This window comes from Micromonospora sp. NPDC052213 (assembly GCF_040679695.1).
In the GTDB taxonomy this organism is placed as follows: domain Bacteria; phylum Actinomycetota; class Actinomycetes; order Mycobacteriales; family Micromonosporaceae; genus Micromonospora.
On the sequence record NZ_JBFAVI010000010.1, the window covers coordinates 34,327 to 56,780 of the forward strand.

18 protein-coding genes and 1 pseudogene are annotated in these 22,454 nt (G+C 73.6%); 11 read left to right on the top strand and 8 right to left on the bottom strand.

The features are described 5' to 3' along the window. Positions 1-61 precede the first annotated feature (61 nt). Together AB0L34_RS04760 and AB0L34_RS04765 are read right to left on the bottom strand one after the other, a co-directional pair. A complete protein-coding gene (locus AB0L34_RS04760; protein ID WP_363701894.1) occupies positions 62-1,387 on the bottom strand; it encodes an ABC transporter substrate-binding protein in 1,326 nt (441 codons plus the stop codon). Positions 1,388-1,447: 60 nt separating this feature from the next. After that, positions 1,448-2,962: an alpha-N-arabinofuranosidase gene (locus AB0L34_RS04765; RefSeq protein WP_363701896.1), complete on the bottom strand. Its 1,515-nt coding sequence runs from the start codon at positions 2,960-2,962 to the stop codon at positions 1,448-1,450. A gap of 136 nt (positions 2,963-3,098) precedes the next feature. On the opposite strand from AB0L34_RS04765, the gene AB0L34_RS04770 reads away from it, so the two are divergent. Beyond that, entirely contained in the window at positions 3,099-4,106 is a 1,008-nt protein-coding gene (locus AB0L34_RS04770) for a LacI family DNA-binding transcriptional regulator (RefSeq protein ID WP_357457429.1), read from the top strand. A 22-nt stretch (positions 4,107-4,128) separates the two neighbouring features. Here the strand turns inward: AB0L34_RS04770 and AB0L34_RS04775 are convergent, their stop codons facing one another. From AB0L34_RS04775 to AB0L34_RS04785, 3 genes and pseudogenes are all read right to left on the bottom strand, one after another. Further along, positions 4,129-4,854: a methyltransferase domain-containing protein gene (locus AB0L34_RS04775; protein ID WP_357457427.1), complete on the bottom strand. Its 726-nt coding sequence runs from the start codon at positions 4,852-4,854 to the stop codon at positions 4,129-4,131. A 151-nt stretch (positions 4,855-5,005) separates the two neighbouring features. Beyond that, a pseudogene (locus AB0L34_RS04780) lies at positions 5,006-5,251 on the bottom strand (hypothetical protein); the annotation flags it as partial. A 38-nt stretch (positions 5,252-5,289) separates the two neighbouring features. Next, positions 5,290-6,927: an ABC-F family ATP-binding cassette domain-containing protein gene (locus tag AB0L34_RS04785; protein WP_363701898.1), complete on the bottom strand. Its 1,638-nt coding sequence runs from the start codon at positions 6,925-6,927 to the stop codon at positions 5,290-5,292. 173 nt (positions 6,928-7,100) lie between these two features. Here AB0L34_RS04785 and AB0L34_RS04790 point away from each other — a divergent pair, with 173 nt between their 5' ends. The 3 genes from AB0L34_RS04790 (at position 7,101) to AB0L34_RS04800 (ending at position 8,826) form a co-directional block, all read left to right on the top strand. After that, on the top strand, positions 7,101-7,871 hold the full coding sequence (locus tag AB0L34_RS04790; RefSeq protein ID WP_350707078.1) for an ROK family protein: 771 nt from the start codon (positions 7,101-7,103) through the stop codon (positions 7,869-7,871). A gap of 94 nt (positions 7,872-7,965) precedes the next feature. Then, complete coding sequence (locus tag AB0L34_RS04795; protein ID WP_357457421.1) at positions 7,966-8,334, top strand: tetratricopeptide repeat protein; 369 nt, start codon at positions 7,966-7,968, stop codon at positions 8,332-8,334. Positions 8,335-8,571: 237 nt separating this feature from the next. After that, positions 8,572-8,826, top strand: coding sequence for a Smr/MutS family protein (locus AB0L34_RS04800; protein ID WP_013736060.1), 255 nt, complete (start codon positions 8,572-8,574; stop codon positions 8,824-8,826). Between the two features lie 100 nt (positions 8,827-8,926). Here AB0L34_RS04800 and AB0L34_RS04805 read toward each other — a convergent pair whose 3' ends face one another. After that, positions 8,927-11,302, bottom strand: coding sequence for a M28 family peptidase (locus AB0L34_RS04805; protein WP_363701901.1), 2,376 nt, complete (start codon positions 11,300-11,302; stop codon positions 8,927-8,929). Positions 11,303-11,602: 300 nt separating this feature from the next. Here AB0L34_RS04805 and AB0L34_RS04810 point away from each other — a divergent pair, with 300 nt between their 5' ends. The 7 genes from AB0L34_RS04810 (at position 11,603) to AB0L34_RS04840 (ending at position 20,332) form a co-directional block, all read left to right on the top strand. Next, on the top strand, positions 11,603-12,781 hold the full coding sequence (locus AB0L34_RS04810) for a fused response regulator/phosphatase (protein ID WP_363701903.1): 1,179 nt from the start codon (positions 11,603-11,605) through the stop codon (positions 12,779-12,781). Beyond that, positions 12,778-14,532: an ATP-binding protein gene (locus AB0L34_RS04815; protein ID WP_363701905.1), complete on the top strand. Its 1,755-nt coding sequence runs from the start codon at positions 12,778-12,780 to the stop codon at positions 14,530-14,532. Before AB0L34_RS04810 ends, AB0L34_RS04815 begins: the two co-directional genes overlap by 4 nt. Further along, the gene (locus AB0L34_RS04820) at positions 14,529-14,981 is read left to right on the top strand and encodes a response regulator (protein WP_363701907.1); all 453 of its coding nucleotides are present in this window, start codon (positions 14,529-14,531) and stop codon (positions 14,979-14,981) included. The genes AB0L34_RS04815 and AB0L34_RS04820 overlap by 4 nt, the downstream gene beginning before the upstream one ends. Next, positions 14,974-15,786: an inositol monophosphatase family protein gene (locus tag AB0L34_RS04825; protein WP_363701909.1), complete on the top strand. Its 813-nt coding sequence runs from the start codon at positions 14,974-14,976 to the stop codon at positions 15,784-15,786. Before AB0L34_RS04820 ends, AB0L34_RS04825 begins: the two co-directional genes overlap by 8 nt. A gap of 191 nt (positions 15,787-15,977) precedes the next feature. Beyond that, on the top strand, positions 15,978-17,045 hold the full coding sequence (locus AB0L34_RS04830; RefSeq protein ID WP_363701954.1) for a hypothetical protein: 1,068 nt from the start codon (positions 15,978-15,980) through the stop codon (positions 17,043-17,045). A gap of 36 nt (positions 17,046-17,081) precedes the next feature. Then, the gene (locus AB0L34_RS04835; RefSeq protein ID WP_363701911.1) at positions 17,082-18,635 is read left to right on the top strand and encodes a fused MFS/spermidine synthase; all 1,554 of its coding nucleotides are present in this window, start codon (positions 17,082-17,084) and stop codon (positions 18,633-18,635) included. Positions 18,636-18,706: 71 nt separating this feature from the next. After that, complete coding sequence (locus tag AB0L34_RS04840; RefSeq protein ID WP_363701913.1) at positions 18,707-20,332, top strand: serine/threonine-protein kinase; 1,626 nt, start codon at positions 18,707-18,709, stop codon at positions 20,330-20,332. A gap of 28 nt (positions 20,333-20,360) precedes the next feature. Here AB0L34_RS04840 and AB0L34_RS04845 read toward each other — a convergent pair whose 3' ends face one another. Together AB0L34_RS04845 and AB0L34_RS04850 are read right to left on the bottom strand one after the other, a co-directional pair. Then, entirely contained in the window at positions 20,361-20,993 is a 633-nt protein-coding gene (locus AB0L34_RS04845) for a TrkA family potassium uptake protein (RefSeq protein WP_350707193.1), read from the bottom strand. A gap of 25 nt (positions 20,994-21,018) precedes the next feature. Further along, positions 21,019-22,353 carry a potassium transporter TrkG gene (locus tag AB0L34_RS04850; RefSeq protein WP_363701956.1) on the bottom strand — a complete coding sequence of 445 codons (1,335 nt, stop codon included), beginning with the start codon at positions 22,351-22,353 and terminating at the stop codon, positions 21,019-21,021. Positions 22,354-22,454: the final 101 nt, after the last annotated feature.

Sequence of the window (22,454 nt, forward strand, 5' to 3'; positions counted from 1 at the left end):
CCGCCGGGGGCGACGCGCCGTCGCGCGCCGCCCCGACCTCGATCACGTCCGCCACGGGAGATCAGCTCCCGTACTTCTTGCGGTTGTCCTCGAGCTGCTTGTTGGCCTTGGCCGCGCCGTCGTCCAGCGCCTGCCTGGGCGACTTCTTGCCCAGCGCCGCCTCGTTGAACGAGTTGTAGAAGGTCGTCATGACCTCGCCGAGGCCCGGGGCCGCCGGCGGGAAGGCCGCGTACTCCAGCTCGGGGGCGAGCGCGTTCACCTCGGCCAGCGCCGTGAAGTCGGCGCTGTCCCGGACGGTCTTGCGGGCCGGGACCTGGCCGCCCTTGGCCCAGTCCAGGGAGTGCTGGCTGAGCCAGTTGATGAAGACCTTCGCCGCCGAGACCTTGTTGGCGTCGTTGGCCCGCTGCTTGACGATCGTGAAGTTGTGCGAGTTGGCCCAGGCGGCCGGCTGGCTGCCGATCTGCGGCAGGGGCGCCACCCCCCACTGGATCTCCGGGCTCTTCTTCAGGTCGTTGACCTGCCAGATGCCGTTCCAGTTGAAGGCGTTCCGGCCGCTCTTGAACGCCAGGTAGTCGGCGTCCTGGCCGACGTTGGCGGGGGAGTGGCCCTGCTTGATCAGGTCGACCAGCCAGGTGCACGCCTCGACGGCCTGGTCGGAGTTGAAGGTGGCCCTGGTGGCCTCGGCGTCGAAGACGCTGCCGCCCCACTGGTGCAGCAGGGAGTAGAAGGTCATGCCTCCGGTGAACTGGAACGGGCTGACCCAGAAGCCCTGCACGCCGGACTTCTTCAGCTCGGTGAGCGCGGCGGTGTACTCGTCCTTCGTCGCCGGCGGCTTGGCCGGGTCCAGGCCGGCCTTCTGCATGACCCCCTTGTTGTAGTAGAAGCCGAGGGGGTGCATGTCCAGCGGGATGCCGTACCGCTTGTCGTTGTAGAGCCCGCCCTTCCAGACGGTGGGGGCGAAGTCGGCCTCGCTCAGCTCCAGCACCTTGGCCACGTCGTCCAGTTCGGTGATGACGCCACGGGCGGCGAAGGTGGCGAGCTGGTCCATGTGCATGACCGCGATGTCCGGCCCGTTGCCGCTGGAGGCCGCGCCGGGCAGCTTGGCGTAGTAGTCCGCCCACTCGTACGTCGCGATCGTGACGGCGATGTTCTGGTGCTCGGTGTTGAACTGGTTCACCAGCGCCTTGAAGATGTCGCCGTCACCGCCGGTGAACCCGTTCCACAGCTTCAGGTCCACCTTGGGGCCGGTGTAGTCCTTGCCGCCGTTGCCGGCCGCCGGGCCCGAGCTGTCGTCGTCGCCGCAGCCGGCCAGGGTCAGCGAGGCGGCGGCGCCGAGCCCGAGGCCGAGGCCGAGCAGGCGCCGCCGGCTCATCTCGTTCTGCATCATGCGGGTTTCACTCCTTGGGGGGACGGGGATGAATTGTGCGTGCCCAGGGTCGGTCCGGCGTCAGCCGGCGGCGGGGGAGAAGCGCAGCACGTTCCAGGAGACGGCCGGCAGTCGTACGGCGCACCGGCCGCCGTCGGTGGTGGGGGTGGGCAACTGCCGGGGCGTCACCCGGTCGGGCTCCGCCTCCGTGTTCGTCGCCGTCGGGTCGTCCCCGGCGGCGAGGCTCAGGTGGGATTGACCGGATAGTCCTGCCAGGCCGCGCAGGTCGAGGTGCAGCTCCAGGTCCGTCTCGTCCCGGTTGACGGCGAAGACGGTCAGCCCGCCCGTCTCCCCGTCGTGCACGGCGACGGTGTCGAGCACGGGGACCTCGCCGTACCGCTTCGTCTCGTAGGTCGGGCCGACCGGCTCGGTGCGCAGCACCGTCCCCCGGGCGTGCCGGGCGGTCAGCGCGAACGGGTGGAAGATGCTCTGCCGCCAGGCCGGCCCGCCGGTGCGGGTGCGGATCGGCGCGATCACGTTGGCGAGCTGGGCCTGGCAGGCCACCCCGACCCGGTCGGCGTGCCGGAGCAGCGTGATCAGCAGGTCGCCGACCACCACCGCGTCGACGGCGGTGAAGTCGTCCTCGATCAGCGCCGGGGCCTCCACCCAGCCGCGCCGGGCCAGGTCGGCCTGGAGGCGCGACTCGTACCAGACGTTCCACTCGTCGAAGGAGACCTTGAGCCTGCGTCGGTCCCGCCGCTTCGCCGCCACGTGGTCGGCGGTGGCGACCACGTCCCGGATGAAGTTGTCCATGTCGACGGCGGAGGCCAGGATGCTGGCCCGGTCGCCGTCGGACGGGTCGTAGTAGGTGTGCGCCGAGATGTAGTCGACGTGCTCGTAGGTGTGCTCCAGGACGGTCGCCTCCCAGGAGGCGAAGGTGGGCATCCGCCGGTTGGAGCTGCCGCAGGCGACCAGGCTGATCGAGGGGTCGATCATCTTCATGGCGCGGGCGGTCTCGGCGGCCAGCCGGCCGTACTCGTCGGCGGTCTTGTGGCCGACCTGCCACGGGCCGTCCAGCTCGTTGCCCAGGCACCAGAGCCGCACCCCGTACGGCTCCTCGGCGCCGTGCTTGCGGCGCAGGTCCGACAGCTGCGTCCCGCCCGGGTGGTTGGCGTACTCCAGCAGGTCGCACGCCTCCTGCACGCCCCGGGTGCCGAGGTTGACCGCCATCATCGGCTCGACCCCCGCCTCGGCGGCCCAGCTCATGAACTCGTCGAGCCCGAAGGCGTTCGTCTCGATCGTCTTCCAGGCCAGGTCGAGCCGGCGGGGACGGTCGCCCACCGGGCCGACGCCGTCCTCCCACCGGTAGCCGGAGACGAAGTTGCCGCCGGGATAGCGGACCACCGACACGCCCAGCTCCCGGGTCAGCTCCAGCACGTCGCCGCGCAGCCCCCGCGGGTCCGCCGCCGGGTGCCCCGGCTCGTAGATCCCGCCGTAGACGCAGCGGCCCATGTGCTCGACGAACGAGCCGAAGAGGCGCCGGTCGGCCGGTCCGATCGCGAAGGCCGGGTCGATCGTGAGCTGCGCGGTCCGCAAGGGGGTGCCACCTTTCCTCGTCGCGGTACCGGGTGACCGCGGTCACCCGGTGTCCCTGGTTTCTACAACGTTGTAAGCAACGTTGTAAAGAGTCGCTCACGAGGTAAAGTGCCCAGTCATGGCGGGAGGTGGCGCGGTGCGACACAGGCTCAAGGACGTGGCGGAGCGGGCCGGTGTGTCGGTCAAGACCGTCTCCAACGTGGTCAACGGCTACGTGCACGTCCGGCCCGACACCCGGGCCCGGGTCGAGGAGGCCATCGCCGAGCTGAACTACCGGCCCAACCTCTCCGCGCGCAACCTGCGCAAGGGGCGCACCGGGGTGATCGCGCTGGCCGTGCCCGAGCTGGACATCCCCTACTTCGCCGAGCTGGCCCGGCACGTCGTCACGGCCGCCGCCGAGCTGGGCTGGACGGTGCTCATCGACCAGACCGGCGGCGGCCGCGAGCAGGAGCGGGTGGTCGCCTCCGGCATCACCGAGCACCTGATCGACGGGCTGATCTTCAGCCCGCTGGCGCTCACCGCCGAGGACCTGACCGGGCTCGACGGCACCCCGATGGTGCTGCTCGGCGAGCGGGTCGACCACGGCCCCGCCGACCACGTCGGGATCGACAACGTGGGCGCCGCCCGGGAGCTCACCGCCCACCTGGTCGGGCTCGGCCGCCGCCGGATCGCCGCCATCGGCTCGCAGCGCACCCCGGAGGGGGCGAGCGCCCGGCTTCGGCTCGCCGGCTACACCGCCGCGCTCGCCGACGCCGGCATCGACTACGACGAGGCGCTGGTGGCGCCCGCGTCGGCCTGGCACCGCGCGGACGGCGCCGCCGCGATGCGCGCGCTGCTGGCCTCCGGCGTACGCCCCGACGCCGTCTTCTGCTTCAACGACACCCTCGCCCTGGGCGCCCTGCGCGCCCTGCACGAGGCGGGACTGCGCGTCCCCGAGGACGTCGCGGTGGCCGGCTTCGACGACATCGAGGACGGCCGGTTCTCCGTGCCCACCCTGAGCACCATCGCCCCCGACAAGGAGCGCATCGCCCGGCTGGCCGTGGAGCTGCTCGCGGGCCGCATCGACGGCGACCGCACCGCGCCGCCCCGGGAACTCTCCGCCCCCTGGCGCCTCACCCCCCGCGAAAGCACCCTCGGCCGCTGACCCCGGCTGCCCGTCCGGCGGGTCAGTCGAAGAAGCGGGCCAGGTGCGCGGGGGTGGGGCCGGCCGCGTCCGGGGTCAGCGGGGTGAGGTCGGCGAAGATCGAGGCGCCGTCGCAGCCGACGTGCAGCGGATACCAGCGCGGGGTGCCCGGCGGGCGCTGCAGGCAGATCCCCTTGACCGTCTGCACGTCGAGCAGCCGGACGTGGGTCGGGTCGGCGACGGCGTTCACGTGCCGCCACCACGGGCTCATCACGTGCAGCACGCCGCCCGGCCGGAGCACCCGGTGGCACTCGTCGACCAGCGGCAGGAAGTCGACCAGGTGCTCCAGGATGTGCACCGCGAACAGCACGTCCACCGAGTCGTCGGCCAGCGGCAGCGAGGCGGAGAGATCGGCCACCGCGTTCACCCCCGGGGCGGGGTAGATGTCCAGCCCCAGGTTGCCCGGCCACTGCTTGGTGGCGCCGCAGCCCAGGTCGACCACGACCGGGTCGCGCCCGCCGACCCGGACCCGGCACCAGACACCGAACACCCCGTCGAGCCGGCCCACCCGGTCCCGGACCAGGCGCAGGTCGGACGGCTCCGCGACCTCGCCGCCGAGGTGGGCCACCCCCCGGTCGAAGCGCACCTCCACCGCGAGGTCGCGCAGCCGGTCGTCGTGCCGGGCCTGGTCGGCCCACGCCTCGGCGAGGAATACGTCGATCGCCCGCAGCCGCTCGGCCGAGGGCGGGGTCTGTCCCAGCGCGACCATCCGGGTCCACCTCCCGCGGGCCGATACCCGGATCTCCGCCCGATATGCCCCGCGACACGTCGTGCCGTGAGCCGGGCGGTCAGCCGGTGATCGTCCGCCGGGGGCGACCGCCGCCGCGCATCCGCTGCCGGGGCGGCGGGGCGGCCGGCTTGGGCCGCTTGAGGTGGTAGCGGTGCAGCTCGTTGTTGCCGGGCAGGGACGGGTCCTCGCTCATGGCCACCAGCTCCCAGCCCTGGTCGCCGGCCCGGTTCAGGTGGGCCAGCGCGGTGTCGCCGTAGGGCGTCACGTCGACCATGGAGCCGTCCGGGCCGTACCAGACGAAGACGACCTCCCAGCCGATGTCGTTGGTGGCCGCCTGGCGACGGCGGACCAGCAGCGCGTACTCCCACTTGAGCATGGGGTCATTGTCACCCGCCGCGAGCGGGTCGGCACGGATCAGTCCTCGGCGATCCGTCCGGCGGCCACCCGCAGCCGCCGGTTGGTCTGCACCGCGTCGAGCATCCGCCGGTCGTGGGTGACCAGCAGCAGCGTGCCCGGGTAGTTGGCCAGGGCGGACTCCAACTGCTCGATGGCCGGCAGGTCCAGGTGGTTCGTCGGCTCGTCCAGCACCAGCAGGTTCACCCCGCGTCCCTGGAGCAGCGCCAGCGCCGCCCGGGTCCGCTCGCCCGGGGACAGGGTCGCCGCCGGGCGCAGCACGTGCGCCGCGCGCAGGCCGAACTTGGCCAGCAGCGTCCGCGCGTCCGCCGGCGACAGGTCCGGCACGGCGGCGCGGAACGCGTCGAGCAGGGGCGCGTCGCCGAGGAAGAGTCCCCGGGCCTGGTCCACCTCGCCGACCACCACGCCCGGGCCGAGCGCGGCGTGCCCCTCGTCGAGGGGGAGCCGGCCCAGCAGGGCGGCGAGCAGCGTGGACTTGCCGGAGCCGTTCGCCCCGGTCACCGCCACCCGGTCCGCCCAGTCGACCTGGAGGGTCACCGGGCCGAGGGTGAAGCCGCCCCGGCGTACGACGGCGTCGCGCAGCGAGGCCACGACGGCGCCGGCGCGGGGCGCGGCGGCGATCTCCATCCGCAGCTCCCACTCCTTGCGCGGCTCCTCGACCACCTCCAGCCGCTCGATCAGCCGCTCGGTCTGCTTGGCCTTGGCCGCCTGCTTCTCGGTCGACTCCGAGCGGAACTTGCGGCCGATCTTGTCGTTGTCGGTGGCCTTGCGGCGGGCGTTCTTCACGCCCTTCTCCATCCAGGCCCGTTGCGTGCGGGCGCGCGCCTCCAGCGCGGCCCGGGTGTCGGCGTACTCCTCGTACTCCTCGCGGGCGTGCCGGCGGGCGACCTCGCGCTCCTCCAGGTAGGCCGCGTAGCCGCCGCCGTAGTGCCGGATCTGCTGCTGGTGCAGGTCCAGCTCCAGCACCCGGGTCACCGTGCGGGTGAGGAACTCGCGGTCGTGGCTGACCAGCACGGTGCCGGCGCGCAGCCCGGTGACGAACTCCTCCAGCCGCTCCAGGCCGGCCAGGTCCAGGTCGTTGGTCGGCTCGTCCAGCAGGAAGACGTCGTAGCGGCTGAGCAGCAGCGAGGCCAGCCCGGCGCGGGCGGCCTGGCCGCCGGAGAGCCCGGTCATCGGGTGGTCCAGGTCGACCGTGAGGCCCAGCTCGGCGGCGACCTGTTCGGCGCGCTCCTCCAGGTCCGCCCCGCCCAGGCCGAGCCAGCGCTCCAGCGCCTCGGCGTAGTCGTCGTCCGCGCCGGGCGCGCCGTCGGTGAGCGCCGCGGTCGCCGCGTCCAGCGCGGCCTGCGCGGCGGTGACCCCGGTGCGCCGGGCGAGGAAGTCGCGGACGGTCTCGCCGGCGCGCCGCTCCGGCTCCTGCGGCAGGTGCCCGACGCTCGCCGTGGGCGGGCTGAGCGCGATGCTCCCGGCCTCCACCGGCAGCAACCCGGCGAGGGTACGCAGCAGCGTCGACTTGCCCGCCCCGTTCGGCCCGACCAGCCCCACCACGTCCCCGGGTGCGACCACCAGGTCCAGCCCGGAGAACAGCGCCCGGTCCCCGTGCCCCGCGGCCAGCCCCTTGACGATCATCGTCGCGCTCATCAACCGCGACCCTATCCCGCCTCCCGCCCCTTCCCACCCGCTCGCCCTCCCCGCCCCACCGCCTCCGCGATCTTGCACTTCGTGCCCGGACGGGTGGGGCGAAAGCCGCGGACGTGGGGCCGAAAGTGCAAGATCGCGAACCAGGCTCGGGAGGCGCACGGCACACTGCTCAGGTGGTGACCACTCTGGCGATCGATTGTGGCGGCGGCGGGATCAAGGGGTCCGTGCTGGACGAGGCGGGCACGATGCGCGCCCGGCCGCTGCGGGTGCCCACGCCGTACCCGCTGCCGCCGGCCCTGTTCGTCAAGACGCTGCTCGACCTGGGCGGCCGGCTGCCCGCGGCGGACCGGCTGACCGTCGGCATGCCGGGGATGATCCGACACGGCGTGGTGGTCGCCACCCCGCACTACGTGACCCGCTCCGGGCCCCGGTCGAAGGCCGACCCGGGCCTGGTCGCAGAGTGGTCCGGGTACGACGCGCGGACCGCGCTCGCCGAGGCGTTCGGCGTGCCGGCGCTGGTGCTCAACGACGCCGAGGTGCACGGCGCCGGGGTGGTCGCCGGGACCGGCTGCGAGCTGGTGCTGACCCTCGGCACCGGGCTGGGCAGCGCCCTTTTCGACGGCGGGGTGCTCGCCCCGCACCTGGAGCTGTCCCACGCGCCGGTGCGCTGGGGCACCACCTACGACACGTACGTGGGGGAGCCGGAGCGGCGCCGGCTCGGGGACGCGTTCTGGTCCCGCCGGATCCGGCAGGTCGTGGACGGGCTGCGCCCGGTGTTCCGCTGGGACCGGCTCTACCTGGGCGGCGGAAACTCGCGGCTGATCCGGCCCGAGCAGCTCGCCCGGATGGGCGACGACGTGGTGGTGGTGCCCAACACGGCGGGCATCGTCGGCGGCGTACGCGCCTGGGATCTGGTCGCCGGCCGGCACGGCGCACCCACCTGATCCCGCCCGCGTTCCGCCCGGGAACAGTCGCGGTACGCCGGGTGTTGTGCCAGCGTCGGGAGAAGTGGCGGCGTGACACGAGGGGGTGGGTCGAATGGATCTTCTGGCCGAGTACCGGCGGGCGACCATGTTCTTCGAGGCCGGTGACCCGACCGGAGCGGCCCGGCTGCTCGAACCGATCGTGGCGGCCGAGCCCGACAACTCGTCGGTGCGGCAGCTGCTGGCCCGGGCGTACTTCCAGTCGGCCCAGCTCAACCGGGCCGAGGAGCAGCTCCGCGAGCTGGTCGACCGCGACCCCAGCGACCACTACGCCCACCACGTGCTGGGCCGTACGCTGGAGCGGCTGAACCGGCACGCCGACGCGTTGCGGCACCTGCGCATCGCGGCGGCGATGCACAGCGGCAACGACGACTACCGCACCGCCCTGGACCGGGTGCAGGCCCGGGTCGCGGGCGGTCGCTGACGGCGGACGACCCGACGCCCGGGGAAGTGGGCGCACGGACGGGGCAGCTCGAGAGGGCTGCCCCGTCCGTACGGTCGTCACCGGGTGCCCGCCGGGCAGCTTGCGCGACGAGTGGAACGCCGTGGCTGTCACACGGGTCTGATGACAACCATGGTGTTCCACCCGTGCGGGTGGGGCGGAGCGCGCCGGGCGGCCTACCATCGGCGGCATGGGACGTGACCTGCCGGTGGCTGCGCGATGAAGCTGAAGCTGGACCTCCACGACATCTTCAACAAGGGTCACGACATCGACCGCGCCCTGCGCGGGATCATGGACGAGGCGGTGGCGAAGAAGGCCACCCTGGTCGAGATCATCCCCGGCAAGGGCTCAGGCCAGCTCAAGAAGCGGGTGCTGCGCTTCCTCGACCAGAAGGACGTCAAGCAGCTCTACCACCGCGTCGAGAAGGACTCGAAGAACTTCGGTCGCCTCTTCGTGCACTTCCGCTGGAAGTAGCGGCGGCGCGGCCCCGGTCGGGAGAGCCGACGCCGTCGATGGCTGGGAGACCACGCCGTCGACTGCGATCGGGGCCGCCCGGTGCGGCGGCCCCGATCGGTCAGAGCGGATACGTGCGGGCGACCGCGAGCATCTCGGAGCTGTGCGAGCCGACCACCCCGACGTCCGGCGGGCGGGGCCGGAAGCCGGGCAGCGCGTCCAGACCGTCGCTGGCGTCCATCGCGCGCAGCGCCACCTGCCCCGCCTTCGGCGTGACGGTCAGGGTCACCTCGACGCCCTCCGGCGGCGGGGCGTGGAAGACGACGCCGAAGCCCCAGCGGCCCTCCCGGGCCTCCGCCGGCACCGACCGGCCGGCCACCTCCGCGCGCAGCACCGTCGCGGTCGCCGAGTCGACGTGCAGGGTGGCCAGGCGGACCTGGCGCTGCGGGACGAGCCGCAGGCGCAGGGTGCGCTCGGTGCCGGCGGTGGTGTCCGAGAGCACCTCCAGCTTCGGCGCGGGCAGGTTCGCCGCCTGCGCCGGACCGGCGCGCAGCTCGGCGTCGCCGAGGCCGGGGAAGTCGGCGACCTCGACGACCCCGTCGACGTAGCCGTCGGTCCACGGCTGCGGGTCCTCCTCGTGGGAGAGCCAGCGGGCCTGCCCGGTGCCGGCGTCGAGGGCGTACATCAGGTGGGTGGGCGCGGGGTGCGCGGCGTCGAAGCGGTCGACGGCGAGCCCGACCCCGGCGAACACCACCGCCGCCAGCGCGGCGGCCGCGGCCGGCAGCGCGCCGAGCCGGCGGGCGCGCAGGGCGACCATGCCCCGCTGGCCGCCGGCCTGCGGGTGCAGGAGGTCGACCACCGGCAGCGCGGCCAGGCCGAGCAGCACCGCGACCAGCGCCGCGACGCCGCCCATCGCCATGCCGAGCGCCGGGAACAGCAGTACGACGGTGGGCAGCAGCACCACCACGGCCACCGCGGCGGCCAGGGTCGCCGCGACCACCGGCCACGGGCCGTCGATCCGCGCGCCCACCGCGACCAACCCGGCCAGCGCGCCGGCCAGGGCCGGCAGGGTGACCAGGTACGCCCCGCCGGGCACCAGCACGGCGAGCAGCACCCCGAGCAGGGCCAGCCAGCCCAGTGCGCCGATCGCGAGCGCGGCCGGGCCGACCCGGCGGCGGGTCAGCGCGTACCAGGCGAACAGGACGGCGGCGGCGAGCGCCACCACGGCCAGCCGGTACCAGGCGGGCCGGTACGGATCGAGCAGTTCGGCGTAGCCGGGGCGGACCGCGGTGACCGCCGCCCAGAGCAGGTGGGCGGCGAGCGGGGCGATCACGATCGGTGCCAGCGTCAGCCCGAACCCGGCGGCGAGCCGGCCCCCGGTGACGCGGCCCCGCCGCCGGGCCAGCCAGCCGAGGGCCACCACGGCGGCGAGCGCGAGCAGCGCCAGCGGCAGGGTCAGCCAGCCGGGGTAGCGGACCAGCCCGCCGGGCACCGGGAAGTAGGTGGCGTCGTGCCCGGACTCCAGCGCCGTCAGGTCGACCCGGCCGAACTCGCGGGCGAGGCCGAGGGCGTTGTCGCCGTGGTGCTGGAGGCTGGCCCGGTCCATGGCCGCCGGGGTGTCCAGCGGGGTGTGGTAGATCGCCCCGCCGTCGATGTACGCCGAGTTCAGCCCGACGAAGTCGGCGTCGAGGAACGCGGTGAAGTCGGTGTCGTTGGGCAGCGCCCGGTAGATCTCCACCGCGAACGACGTGCCGACCGGGTGCGGCGCACCCCGGCCGAAGGCGTCCACCAGCGCCGCGTTGTTCCGCGAGGTCTCGAACATGATCACTGGGCCGGTGGAGCCGCGCGCCTCCAGGTTGAGCACCACGCCGCCGTCGGCCGCCAGGGGATGGCCCGACGCGAACGCCGACGCCCCGCACAGGCACGCCTCCTCGGCGTCGGTGAGCACGAAGACGATGTCGTTGCGCGGCCGGGGGCCGGCGGCCAGCGCGCGGGCCACCTCCAGGATGGCCGAGGTGCCGGCGGCGTCGTCGTTGCCGCCGGGCCCGGACTGGACCGAGTCGTAGTGCGCGACGAGGAAGACCCGGCCGGTCGGATCGGTGCCGGGAAGCCGGGCCACCACGTTGCGGACCCGGGCCAGGGTGGCGCCGCCGGCCGCCCCGCTGAGCTGGCCGGCCTCGGGCGCGACGGTGTCCTGCACCTCCGTCTCCAGGCCGAGGCCGCGCAGCACCCCCTCGACGTGGGTGCGGACCTGGTCGTTGGCCGGGCTGCCGGCCACGTGCGTCCGCGCCGCGACGACCTTGACGTGCTCGTACGCCCGGCCCGCGCTGAACTCGCCGGGCGGCGCGTCGGCCGGTCGCGGCGCCGGGGTGCGCAGATCGAGCAGCGTGCCGGCGCCGACGGCGACGAGCGCGACGAGCGCCGCCGCGGCGGCGGCCAACCGGCGGCGTGGCCGGGCCAGCGCGCGGTCGGCGGCGCGGGTGGTGGGTGCGCCCACGGGGACTCCTCGGGGGTGGGGCCAGGGGTGGCACCAATCCTGCACCGGGGCGGCGCCCGCGGGACTCCCCCGGACGGGCGGGGCAGCGCCCGTGCCGCCCGGCGGGCAGTGATCCGGCCCATGCCCGCGCCTGCGGCGCCCGTCGTGTTGTGTGCGAACGTTGTCTAATACAGGATCAGCAGGGCACTCGGAAGGAGCCCCGACATCACCAGCGATCTCCCTCGTCTCGCGGCGGTGACCCGGTCGCACCGGGGGGCCGGCTCGGCCGGTTCTCCTGTCGTGCCGTACCCGCACGGCGGCATGGGGAGGCACCCCAACCTGCCTCCGGGTGAGCGGCTGCGGGTGCTGCTGGTCGAGGACGACGAGGGCGACGCCTTCCTGGTCGGCGAGCTGCTCGCCGAGACCAACTCCATGATCGAGCTGCTGGTGGCGACGAGCCTCAGCGAGGCCCGGCGGCGGGTGGTGGGCGTCGACTGCGTCCTGCTCGACCTCGGCCTGCCCGACGCGCAGGGCCTCGACGGCCTGCGCCAGGTGCTGGAGATGGCCAGCGGCGCCGCGGTCTGCGTGCTGACCGGCCGCTCCGACGAGCACCTCGGCATCGTCGCGGTCGCCGAGGGCGCGCAGGACTACCTGGTCAAGGGCGAGGTCGACGGGGTGCTGCTGACCCGGGCGCTGCGCTACGCGGTGGAGCGCAAGCGGGCCGACGAGAACGCGCGGCGGCTGCGCGAGGTCGAACTGCGCCAGGCCGAGTCCGCCCGCCTCGAACGGGGCCTGCTGCCGCAGCCGCTGATGACGACCGACGAGGTCGCGGTGCACACCTTCTACCGGCCCGGCCGGCACGCCGCCCTGATCGGCGGCGACTTCTTCGACGTGGTGCAGACGAGCCCCGACCGGCTGGAGCTGATCGTCGGCGACGTCTGTGGGCACGGCGTGGACGAGGCGGCGCTCGGCGTGGAGCTGCGGGTCGCCTGGCGGGCGCTGATCCTCGCCGGCGTACCGGACGACGAGGTGCTGCCGGCGCTGGAGCAGGTGCTGATGAGCGAGCGCCGCCTCCAGGAGATCTTCGCGACCGTCGCCACCGCGCGGCTGGACCTCGACGCCAACCGGGCCACCGTCCGGCTGGCCGGGCACCCGCCGCCGCTGCTGCTCGCCGGTGGCAAGGTGGCGCCCGTTCCGGCGCCCGGCGGCCTGCTGCTCGGCGTACGACCCCGCCGGCCCGTGGCCTACGACCTGGAGTTCGACACCGATGACTGGTCCCTGTTGATGTACACCGACGGGCTGATCGAGGGGCGGGTCGGCGAGGGCGACGAACGCCTCGACGTGCCCGGCCTGGGCGGCCTGCTCGCCGACCCGGCGAGCGTCGCCGTGCCGCTGGCCGAGCTGCCGGCCTGGCTGGTCGGGAGCGCCGAGCAGCTCAACGGCGGGCCGCTCGCCGACGACGTCGCCATGCTGCTGGTCAGCCGGGGCGGTGGCCGGTGACCGGAGTCCGCGAGTGGACCCTGCGCCAGCGGGTCGTCAGCCTGCTCGCCGTCGTCGCCGTGCTTCTGGTCGGCCTGGCCGGTGGCGCGGTCGTCGTGGCGGCGAAGAACCGGACGCACATCGACGCGATCCTGAACAAGACCGGCCCGCTGCGGGTGCAGGCGCAGGAGGTGCTGAACTCGCTGCTGGACCAGGAGACCTCCGTCCGCGGCTTCGCGGTCAGCGGCGACCAGGCCGACCTGGCCCCGTACGACGCCGGCCGGGCGCGGGAGCGGGAGCTGGTCGCCGAGATGCAGCCACTGCTTCGCGACTACCCCGCGATCCGGGAGCAGCTACGGGTCGTCGAGGAACGGGCCGAGGCCTGGCGCCAGGCGGTGGCGGTGCCCGTCATCACCACGACGGAGCAGAGCGGCACCGCCGCCGGGCAGGCGCTCGTCACCGACCAGGCCCGGGCGCAGTTCGACCAGGTCCGCGCCGCCCTGGACAACCTCCAGTCCGAGATCATCGAGGCCCGGCAGCAGAGCGCCGAGGACGTCCGGCGGACGAGCGACCTGCTGGTCGTCCTGCTGATCGCCGCCCTGGCGGTGGTGGTCATCGCCGGCAGCATGCTGCTGATCTCCCTGGACAAGATGGTGGTCCGCCCGCTGACCGGGCTGGCCGACCAGGTCCGGGAGGTCGCCGAGGGCGACTACCGGAACGGCATCACCGGCGCCGGCCCGCCCGAGTTCGTCCGGCTCGCCGGCGACGTCGACGCCATGCGGCGCAAGATCGCCAAGGAGCTGGACGAGGTACGGGAGGCCCGGGAGCGGATCGAGTGGGTCAACAGCCAGCTCCAGAAGCAGGCCGAGGAACTCACCCGCTCCAACCGCGACCTGGAGCAGTTCGCGTACGTCGCCTCGCACGACCTGCAGGAGCCGCTGCGCAAGGTGGCCAGCTTCTGCCAGCTCCTCCAGCGCCGGTACGCGGGGCAGTTGGACGAGCGGGCCGACCAGTACATCGCGTTCGCCGTCGACGGTGCGCAGCGGATGCAGCGCCTGATCAACGACCTGCTGGCGTTCTCCCGGATCGGCCGGCTCACCACCGGCTTCACCGAGGTCGACATGAACAAGGTCATGGGCGACGTGGCCGGCCAGACCGAGGCCGCCCGGCAGTACGCCGACGCCGAGCTGACCTGGGACGAGCTGCCGGTCGTCCGCGGCGAGGAGCCGCTGCTGACCAACCTGCTGGCCAACCTCGTCAGCAACTCGATCAAGTTCCGCCGTCCCGACGTGCCGCCGAAGGTGCACGTCTCGGCCCGGCTGGTCGGCGACGAGTGGGAGATCAGCTGCCAGGACAACGGCATCGGGATCGAGCCGGAGTTCGCCGACAAGATCTTCGTCATCTTCCAGCGGCTGCACGCCAAGGACGCGTACCCGGGCACCGGGATCGGCCTGGCGATCGTCAAGAAGATCGTGGAGTACCACGGCGGCCGGGTCTGGGTGGACACCGGCACCGAGGAGGGCACCGCGATCCGCTTCACCCTCCCCGCCCTGCCCGAGGACGTCGAGGCGGCGACCGCTGCCGCTGCCGACGCCGACGGGCCGGCGACCGACGACGCCGGGGACGGCGACGGCACGAGCGGGGACGACGGCGGGGCGACGGGCGTGCCGGAGCAGGCCGCTGGTTCCGGCGACGAGACGGACGCCACGGACGGCCCCGACCGGGCGCCGGCAGGCGGTAGAACGGGTGACATGAGGGAGACGGTGGGATGACCGCACCGGCGGACGGCAAGAGCCCGATCGAGGTCCTGCTGGTCGAGGACGACCCGGGCGACGTGTTGATGACCCAGGAGGCGTTCGAGGAGCACAAGCTCCGCAACCGGCTGACCGTCGTCTCGGACGGCGCCGAGGCGCTGGCCTACCTGCGGCGCGAGGGCCGGTACGCGGACGCGGTGACCCCGGACCTGGTCCTGCTCGACCTGAACCTGCCCCGCCGGGACGGGCGTGAGGTGCTGGAGGAGATCAAGAAGGACGAGCAGCTCTGCCGGATCCCGGTCGTGGTGCTGACCACCTCCCAGGCCGACGAGGACATCCTGCGCAGCTACCAGCTGCACGCGAACGCGTACGTGACCAAGCCGGTGGACTTCGAGCGGTTCATCTCCGTGGTCCGGCAGATCGACGAGTTCTTCGTCAGCGTGGTCAAGCTGCCGCCACGTGGCTGACACCCTCCTCGACGACGTCGGTGGGCTGCTGCACGAGGCCGCCGACCAGGTCGTGCTGCCGCTGTTCCGGAAGCTGGACGACGCCGACGTCACCGAGAAGGCGCCGGGCGAGCTGGTCACCGTCGCCGACCGTCGCGCCGAGGAGATGATCTCGGCGGCCCTGCGCCGGCTGCGCCCCGGCTCGGTGGTGGTCGGCGAGGAGGGCGTCGCCGACGACCCGGGCCTGCTGCGCCACCTGCGCGGTTCCGGCGACGTATGGCTGGTCGACCCGGTCGACGGCACGTCGAACTTCGCGGCCGGCCGGCGGCCGTTCGCGCTGATGGTGGCGCTGCTGACCGGCGGCGAGCCGGCGGCCGCCTGGGTGCTCGACCCGCTCGCCGGCACGCTGGCCGTCGCGCGGGCGGGTGAGGGGACGTGGCTGGACGGCCGGCCGGTGCGGACCGGCGTGGACACGCCGCCCGTGGACGCGCTGCGCGGTGCCGCGATGTCGCGGTTCCTGCCGCCGGCGTCGAGGGCGCGGGTCGAGGCGGGCGGCGGGCGGGTCGGCGAGCTGCTCCCCGGCCAGCACTGCGCCGGCCGGGAATACCTGGACGTGCTCACCGGCGACCAGCAGTTCGTGCTGTTCTGGCGCACCCTGCCGTGGGACCACGCCCCCGGCACCCTGCTGGTCCGGGCGGCCGGCGGCGTCGCCCGGCGCTTCGACGGCGCCGACTACCACCCCGCCGACGAGGGCCACGGCCTGCTGGTCGCGGTGAGCGAGCGGGTCTGGGTGGAGGTCCACGAGGCGCTGCTCGGCGCTGCGTGACGTCGATGCGACACTGCGTCGAAGTTCGATGGCCGGGGCGGTCACGGGCCTGGTCACGAGCGGCCGGTCCGGTATCCTGACCGCCGGTCTCCGCCAGCAGGCCGCCGACCGGCGCCCGGCGGGGCCGCCGCCGCGCAGCGCTGCCACCCGGGGCCGGCGGCCGACGAAAGGATGCTTTCGTGCGCAGGACCATGCCCGTCGGGCGTCGCGGCCGTCCGCTGATCGCCCTGTCGGCGCGGCGTGCCCGCCGCCCGCTGTCCACCCCGTCGGCCGTGCGCCGGCCGCTGGTCGCCCTGCTCGTCGCGGTGGCGCTGCTCCTCGGCGGCGGCGCCGTGCCCGCGTACGCGGAGCCCAACGAGGGCGGCACCAAGAAGCTGCGGGACGCCCTGGAGGCCACCGCCAAGGCGCACATCGAGGCCAAGGCGAAGCTGGACAACTCCAAGCGCCGGCAGAAGACGCTGACGGGGCAGCTGACCACGCTGGAGGGCCGCCTGGTCGAGCTGACCGCGCAGGTCGGCGAGGTGGCCGCCCAGTCCTACCGGGTGGGCCGGCTCACCCCGACGGCGATGCTGCTCAACAGCGCCTCGCCCGAGGCGTTCCTGGAGCGGGCGGCCCACCTGGACCTGATGGCGCAGCGCGACGGCCGGCGGCTGCGCGACCTGACCGAGGCGCGCGAGCAGGCGCGGCAGGCCAAGATCGCCCTCGACACCGAGGTCCGGGAGCAGCAGAAGCAGCTCGCGGTGATGGCGAAGAAGAAGAAGGAGGCCGAGGCGGCGCTCGCGGCGGTCAGCTCGGGCAGCAGCGGCGGCTTCAGTGGCGGGAACTCCTCCTCGGCGAAGCCGGCGCCGCGCAACCCCGACGGCTCCTGGCCCTCGGAGTCCTGCTCGGTGAACGACCCCACCACCTCCGGCTGCATCACCCCGCGCACGCTCAACGCCCTCCAGCAGACCCAGAACGCCGGCTACAAGCGGCACGTCTCCTGCTACCGCAGCGGCGGCTCCGGTGAGCATCCCAAGGGCCGGGCCTGCGACTTCTCGGCCGCCACCGGCGGGTTCGAGGACAAGACCGCCACCGGCGGGGACAAGGCGTACGGGGACAGCCTCGCCGCCTGGCACGTGCGCAACGCCAGCCGGCTCGGGGTGCTCTACGTGATCTGGTACCGGCAGATCTGGCACCCGGGCACCGGGTGGCGGGCGTACAGCGGCAGCGGCAGCCCCGCCGCCGACCACACGAACCATGTTCATCTCTCGATGTACTGACCCGCGGCCCCAGGTTCACTGCGTACCATCGCGCGGGTGAGCTCCCCATCGTCCGACGTCACGGCCCCGCCGGCCATGCCGGAGCGGCCGTCCGCCCGGGCCCTGCCCAACGGGCTCGCCGCGTTCCTGGTCTTCTTCTCCAGCGGCGCCGTCCTGGTGCTGGAGACCGTCGCGCTGCGCCTGGTCGGGCCGTACGTCGGGGTGACCCTCCAGGTGACCAGCTCGGTCATCGGCATCGCGTTGGCGGCCATCGCGTACGGGGCGTGGTCGGGCGGCTGGCTGGCCGACCGGCGTAACCCGCGCACCCTGCTGGCCCCGGCGCTGGTGCTGGCCGGCATCGCCACCGCGGTCACCCTGCCCGTGGTCCGGTACGCCGGCGAGGTGCTGCGCGGCGGGGCGGCCACGGCCATCCTGCTGCTCGTCGCGCTCGCCGTATTCGTGCCGGCGGCGCTGCTCGCCGCGGTCACCCCGCTGGTCGTCAAGCTCCAGCTCGCCGACCTGCGGCGCACGGGCCAGGTGGTCGGCCGGCTCTCCGGCATCGGCACGCTGGGCGGCATCACCGCCACCCTGGGCACCGGTTTCGTGCTGGTCGCCGCGCTGCCCAGCACGGTCATCCTGTTCGCCCTGGCGGCCTCGCTCGGGCTCACCGGGCTCGGTCTCGGGGTGTGGCTGCGCCGGCAGGACCGGGCGGAGCTGCCCGGCCCGGCGCGGGCCAAGGTGGCCCTGGCCGTGCTCGGTCTCGTCGGCGCCGGGCTCACCACGGTCGCCCCGAACCCGTGCGACATCGAGACGGCCTACCACTGCGCCAGCGTCGAGACCGACCCCGGCCGGGGCTCCGGCCGCACCCTGCTGCTCAACTCCGCCCAGCACTCGTACGTGGACCTCGCCGACCCCACCCACCTGGAGTACGCGTACACGCGGTGGATCGGGGCGGTGGCCGACGTGGTGGCCCCGGCGGGGCAGCGGCTGGACGCGCTGCACCTGGGCGGCGGCGGGTTCACCGTGCCGCGCTACCTGACCGCCACCCGCCCGGGCACGGACAACGTGGTGTTCGAGATCGACGGCGGGCTGGTCGAGCTGGGCGAGCGCGAGCTGGGCGTACGCCAGGGGCCGGACCTGCGGGCGGTGGTGGGTGACGCCCGGATGCTGGTCGCGGGGGAGGCGACCGACAGCCGGGACCTCGTGGTCGGCGACGCCTTCGGGCACCTGGTGGTGCCCTGGCACCTGGCCACCCGGGAGATGGCCGCCGAGATCCGTCGGGTGACCCGGCCCGGCGGCGTCTACGTGCAGAACGTCATCGACTACCCGCCGCTGCGCTTCATCCGCAGCGAGCTGGCCACCGTCGCCGCCGAGTTCCGGCACGTCGCGGTGATCGCCCCGGCGGCGGCGCTCGCCGGGCAGGAGGGCGCGAACTTCCTCATCGTCGCCTCCGACGCCCCGCTGCCGTTGGACGCGATCCGCGACCGGCTGGTGGACCTGCGGGAGGGTGCCACCCTGCTCGCGGGCGCCGAGCTGACCGCCTTCGTCGGCGGGGCGCTGGTGCTGACCGACGACTACGCCCCGGTGGACCAACTCCTCGCCACCGCCTGATCGGGTGACTTCGGTGACCGATTCCGACCGCCGAGGTGTAGCCGGGGCAGTCCGGGGCAACAACGACCCCCATGGGTGGACCGATCCGGGACGGCGCGCAACTGCTGGGTGAGCGGTACCGGCTGATCGAGCAGCTCGGCGCGGGCGGCATGTCCGTCGTGTGGCGGGGCTACGACGAGGTGCTCGGCCGCCAGGTGGCGGTCAAGGTGCTCGCGTCCCGCCTGGCCAACGACCGCGCGTTCCGGCACCGCATCCGGATCGAGGCGCAGGCCGCCGCGCGGCTGTGCCACCCCAACATCACCAACGTCTACGACTACGGCGAGTCCGAGCAGGTCGGCCTGACCGTGCCGTACGTCGTCATGGAGCTGGTCGACGGCGAGTCGCTGACGGGCCGGCTGCGGCGGGGGAGCCTGCCCTGGCGGGAGGCGGTGACGATCGGCGCGGAGGTGGCCTCGGCGTTGGCCACCGCGCACGTCCGGGGCGTGGTGCACCGGGACGTCACCCCGGGCAACATCATGCTGACCGCCACCGGCGTCAAGGTCGTCGACTTCGGCATCTCGGCGCTGGTGGGCGAGAAGGAGAAGGGGCCGGACGGGGCCCTGCTCGGCACGCCCGCGTACCTCGCCCCGGAGCGGCTCGACAACGGCCAGGTCTCCCCGGCCACGGACGTGTACGCGGTGGGCCTGCTGCTCTACCGGATGCTCACCGGCAGGCTGCCCTGGCAGGCGAGCACCACCACCCAGATGCTGCGTGCGCACATGTACAACGACCCGGAGCCGATGCCGCCGGTGCCGGGGCTCCCCGACGAGGTGCGCGACCTGGTGCGCCGGTGCCTGGCGAAGCGGCCCGAGGACCGGCCCGGCACCGCCGAGGTCGCCCGGACGCTCGCGGAGGCGGCCGGCATGATCGCGGCGGTGCCCGTCTCCCCGGCCGCCGGGCCCGTGGACCCGGCCGAGCTGGCCAGCGCCGGCACCACGATCCTGCCCTGGTCCGCCGCCACCGACGCGCTGCCGTTCTCGGGTACGCGCAACCGGCGGGCGGCGACGCGGCGCCGGCGGGTCGAGGCGGGGGTGGCCGCCGCCGGCCTGGTGGCGGTGACCGCGGCGCTGTGGGGGGTGACCTCCCGCAGCCCGGCCAGCGGCGGCATCGACCAGCCGACGCAGGCGCGGATGGGGGCGGAGCAGCCGGCGCCCTGCCGCGTGGCGTACACGCTGCGCAAGGACTCCGGCAAGGACTTCGCCGCCGAGCTGACCCTGACCAACACCGGCCAGCAGGAGCTGCGCGGCTGGCGGATGAGCTTCACCTTTCCCGGCCAGCAGACCGTGACGAAGTCGGTGCCCGTGCCCGTACGCCAGCAGGGCCGGACGGTGCTCGTGGAGCCGGCCCCGGAGCGGGCGTTGGCCCCCGGCGCGTCGGAGAAGTTCACGCTGACCGGCCGTCACACCGGGACCAACCCGCTGCCGGTGGAGTTCCGCCTCGGCGACGAGACCTGCGGGGTGCAGGTCTCCGGCGTGGCCGGCTCGGCGCCGAGCACCGCGCCCGCCACCAGGGCCCCGACGACCAAGACCCCGAAGACGAAGGCCGGCACCTCCGCGGGCGGCTCGAAGGCCAAGTCCGACAACTCCGGCAAGGGGAAGGGGTCGGGTGGTGGAAAAAAAGCAAGCCAGGAAAGGGAAAGGGACGATGACGACGACTGAGTCCGCCACAGTCAGCTGAGCCCGCCGGTCAGCTCAGCGCCGCGAAGCTCTGCACCTGCGCGATGTTCCCCTCGATGATCAGCATGCTGCCCGGGGAGATGACGGTCTCGTCGGTGGCGTACCGGAAGCGTTCGCCGGGCAGCTTCACGCCGACCACCCGTACCCCGTAGCGCTCGGTGGGCACCAGGTCCGTCAGCGGCCGGCCGACCATCGCCTCCGGAACGCACACCTTGGCGATGGCGAAGTCGTCGCCGAACTCGATGAAGTCGAGCATCCTGGTGACGATCAGGTGGGCCACCCGTTCGCCGGTCTCCGCCTCGGGAAAGATCACGTGGTGCGCGCCGACCGAGCCGAGGATCTTCGCGTGCTTCTCCGAGGTCGCGCGGGCCCAGATCTGCGGCACGCCCAGCTCCGTCAGCGCCAGCACACTCAGCACGCTCGCCTCCACCGAGGCGCCGATCGCGACCACCGCCCGGCCGAACTCCGCCACGCCGAGCTGCCGCAGCGCCCCCTCCTCGGTGGCATCGGCCTGTACGACGCGGTCGAGTTGGGCCGACCATCGCTGCACCTGGTCCGGGTTGCGGTCGATGGCCAGCACGTCGTGGTCGAGCGCGGTCAGCGCGCCGGCCAGGTGGTAGCCGAACCGGCCCAGCCCGATCACCAGGACGCCGCCTTCGTTCGTGGTTCTATCCGACAATGGGTTGCTCCTCCGGGTAGCGGTACAACCGCCGGCGGGTGTTCAGGGCGATCGCCGACCCGAGGGTCAGCGGCCCGACCCGGCCGACGAACATGAGGACGATCAGGGCGAGCTGGCCGCTCTCCGGCAGCGCGGAGGCGACCCCGACGCTGAGACCGGTGGTGGTGAACGCCGAGGTCACCTCGAACAGCGCCTGGTAATAGCGGACTCCCTCGGTGAGAAAGACCAGCAGCACCGTGCCGACGGCCACCAGCGCGACGCTGAGCAGCGCGACGGTGATCGCCTGGCGTTGGCTGGCGGTGGCCACCCGGCGGTTCCCGACCGTCACGTCCGGCTCGCCCCGCAGCTCGGCCCAGATGACGAAGGCGAGCAGGAAGAAGGTCGTCACCTTGATCCCGCCGGCGGTGCTGGCGCTGCCGCCGCCGATGAACATCAGCGCGATGATCAGCGGATAGGTCTCGTCCTCCAGGCCCTCGACGTCGACGACGTTGAAGCCGCCGGTGCGGATGAACGCGTTCTGGGTGAACGCCAGGAGGAGCTTGTCCGGCCAGGCGTAGATGCCCAGCGTCCGCGGGTTGGCCCACTCGATGACCAGCAGGCACAGGAAGCCCACCACCAGTAGTGTCAGGCTGCCCCAGACGGTGAGTTTGGTGGCGACGGCCCAGCGACGCGGCTGCCGCCACTCCCGGGTCGCCTCGAACAACGCCGGGAAGCCGAGCCCGCCGACGATGGTGCCGATGGCCAGCGGCAGGGTGACCCAGGCGTCGGAGGAGAAGCCGATGAGGTTGTCGGTGTAGAGGGCGAACCCGCCGTTGTTGAAGGCCTGGACGGCGTGGAAGACGCCGATCCAGAGGGCCCGGGTGAACGGGTAGTCGTAGGTGATCCAGAGCCGGGCCGTCAGGATCGCGGTGATCACCGACTCGCAGACCAGGGCGAGGCCGGCGATGCGCAGCAGCAGCCGGCGTACGTCGCCGATGCCGAACTCGGCGGTCTCGGCCTGCACCAGCAGCCGGCTGCGCAGCCCCAGCCGCCGGGCCACCACCAGGATCACCAGCGTCGCCCCGGTGACGATGCCGAGGCCGCCGACCTGGGTGAGCACGGTGATCATCACGAGCCCGAACTCGTTCCAGTAGTTCGGGGTGTCCACGACCGCCATGCCGGTCACCGAGACCGCCGAGGTCGCGGTGAACAGGGCGGTCAGGAACGGGGTGTAACTGTGCTCGCTGGTGGCCCAGGGCAGCATCAGCAGCCCGGTGCCGAGCAGGATCGCCACCAGGAAACCGAACGGCACGATCCGCACGGGGTGACGAAGAAGCCGGCGCACCAGACAATCTTCCTTTTCCATCGCGATCCGGGTGTCGAAACCGGCATGCCCAGGGTTCATCCGCCCGTCAGCCGCCGACCAACTCGCCGTCAATCCGGACA

Bases quoted from the DNA above. Each gene is read 5' to 3' on its own strand.
- AB0L34_RS04760 (WP_363701894.1), bottom strand. From the start codon at position 1,387: ATGATGCAGAACGAGATGAGCCGGCGGCGCCTGCTCGGCCTCGGCCTC.
- AB0L34_RS04785 (WP_363701898.1), bottom strand. From the start codon at position 6,927: ATGAGCGCGACGATGATCGTCAAGGGGCTGGCCGCGGGGCACGGGGAC.
- AB0L34_RS04820 (WP_363701907.1), top strand. From the start codon at position 14,529: ATGACCGCACCGGCGGACGGCAAGAGCCCGATCGAGGTCCTGCTGGTC.
- AB0L34_RS04830 (WP_363701954.1), top strand. From the start codon at position 15,978: ATGCCCGTCGGGCGTCGCGGCCGTCCGCTGATCGCCCTGTCGGCGCGG.
- AB0L34_RS04810 (WP_363701903.1), top strand. From the start codon at position 11,603: ATGGGGAGGCACCCCAACCTGCCTCCGGGTGAGCGGCTGCGGGTGCTG.
- AB0L34_RS04775 (WP_357457427.1), bottom strand. From the start codon at position 4,854: ATGGTCGCGCTGGGACAGACCCCGCCCTCGGCCGAGCGGCTGCGGGCG.
- AB0L34_RS04795 (WP_357457421.1), top strand. From the start codon at position 7,966: ATGGATCTTCTGGCCGAGTACCGGCGGGCGACCATGTTCTTCGAGGCC.
- AB0L34_RS04840 (WP_363701913.1), top strand. From the start codon at position 18,707: ATGGGTGGACCGATCCGGGACGGCGCGCAACTGCTGGGTGAGCGGTAC.
- AB0L34_RS04800 (WP_013736060.1), top strand. From the start codon at position 8,572: ATGAAGCTGAAGCTGGACCTCCACGACATCTTCAACAAGGGTCACGAC.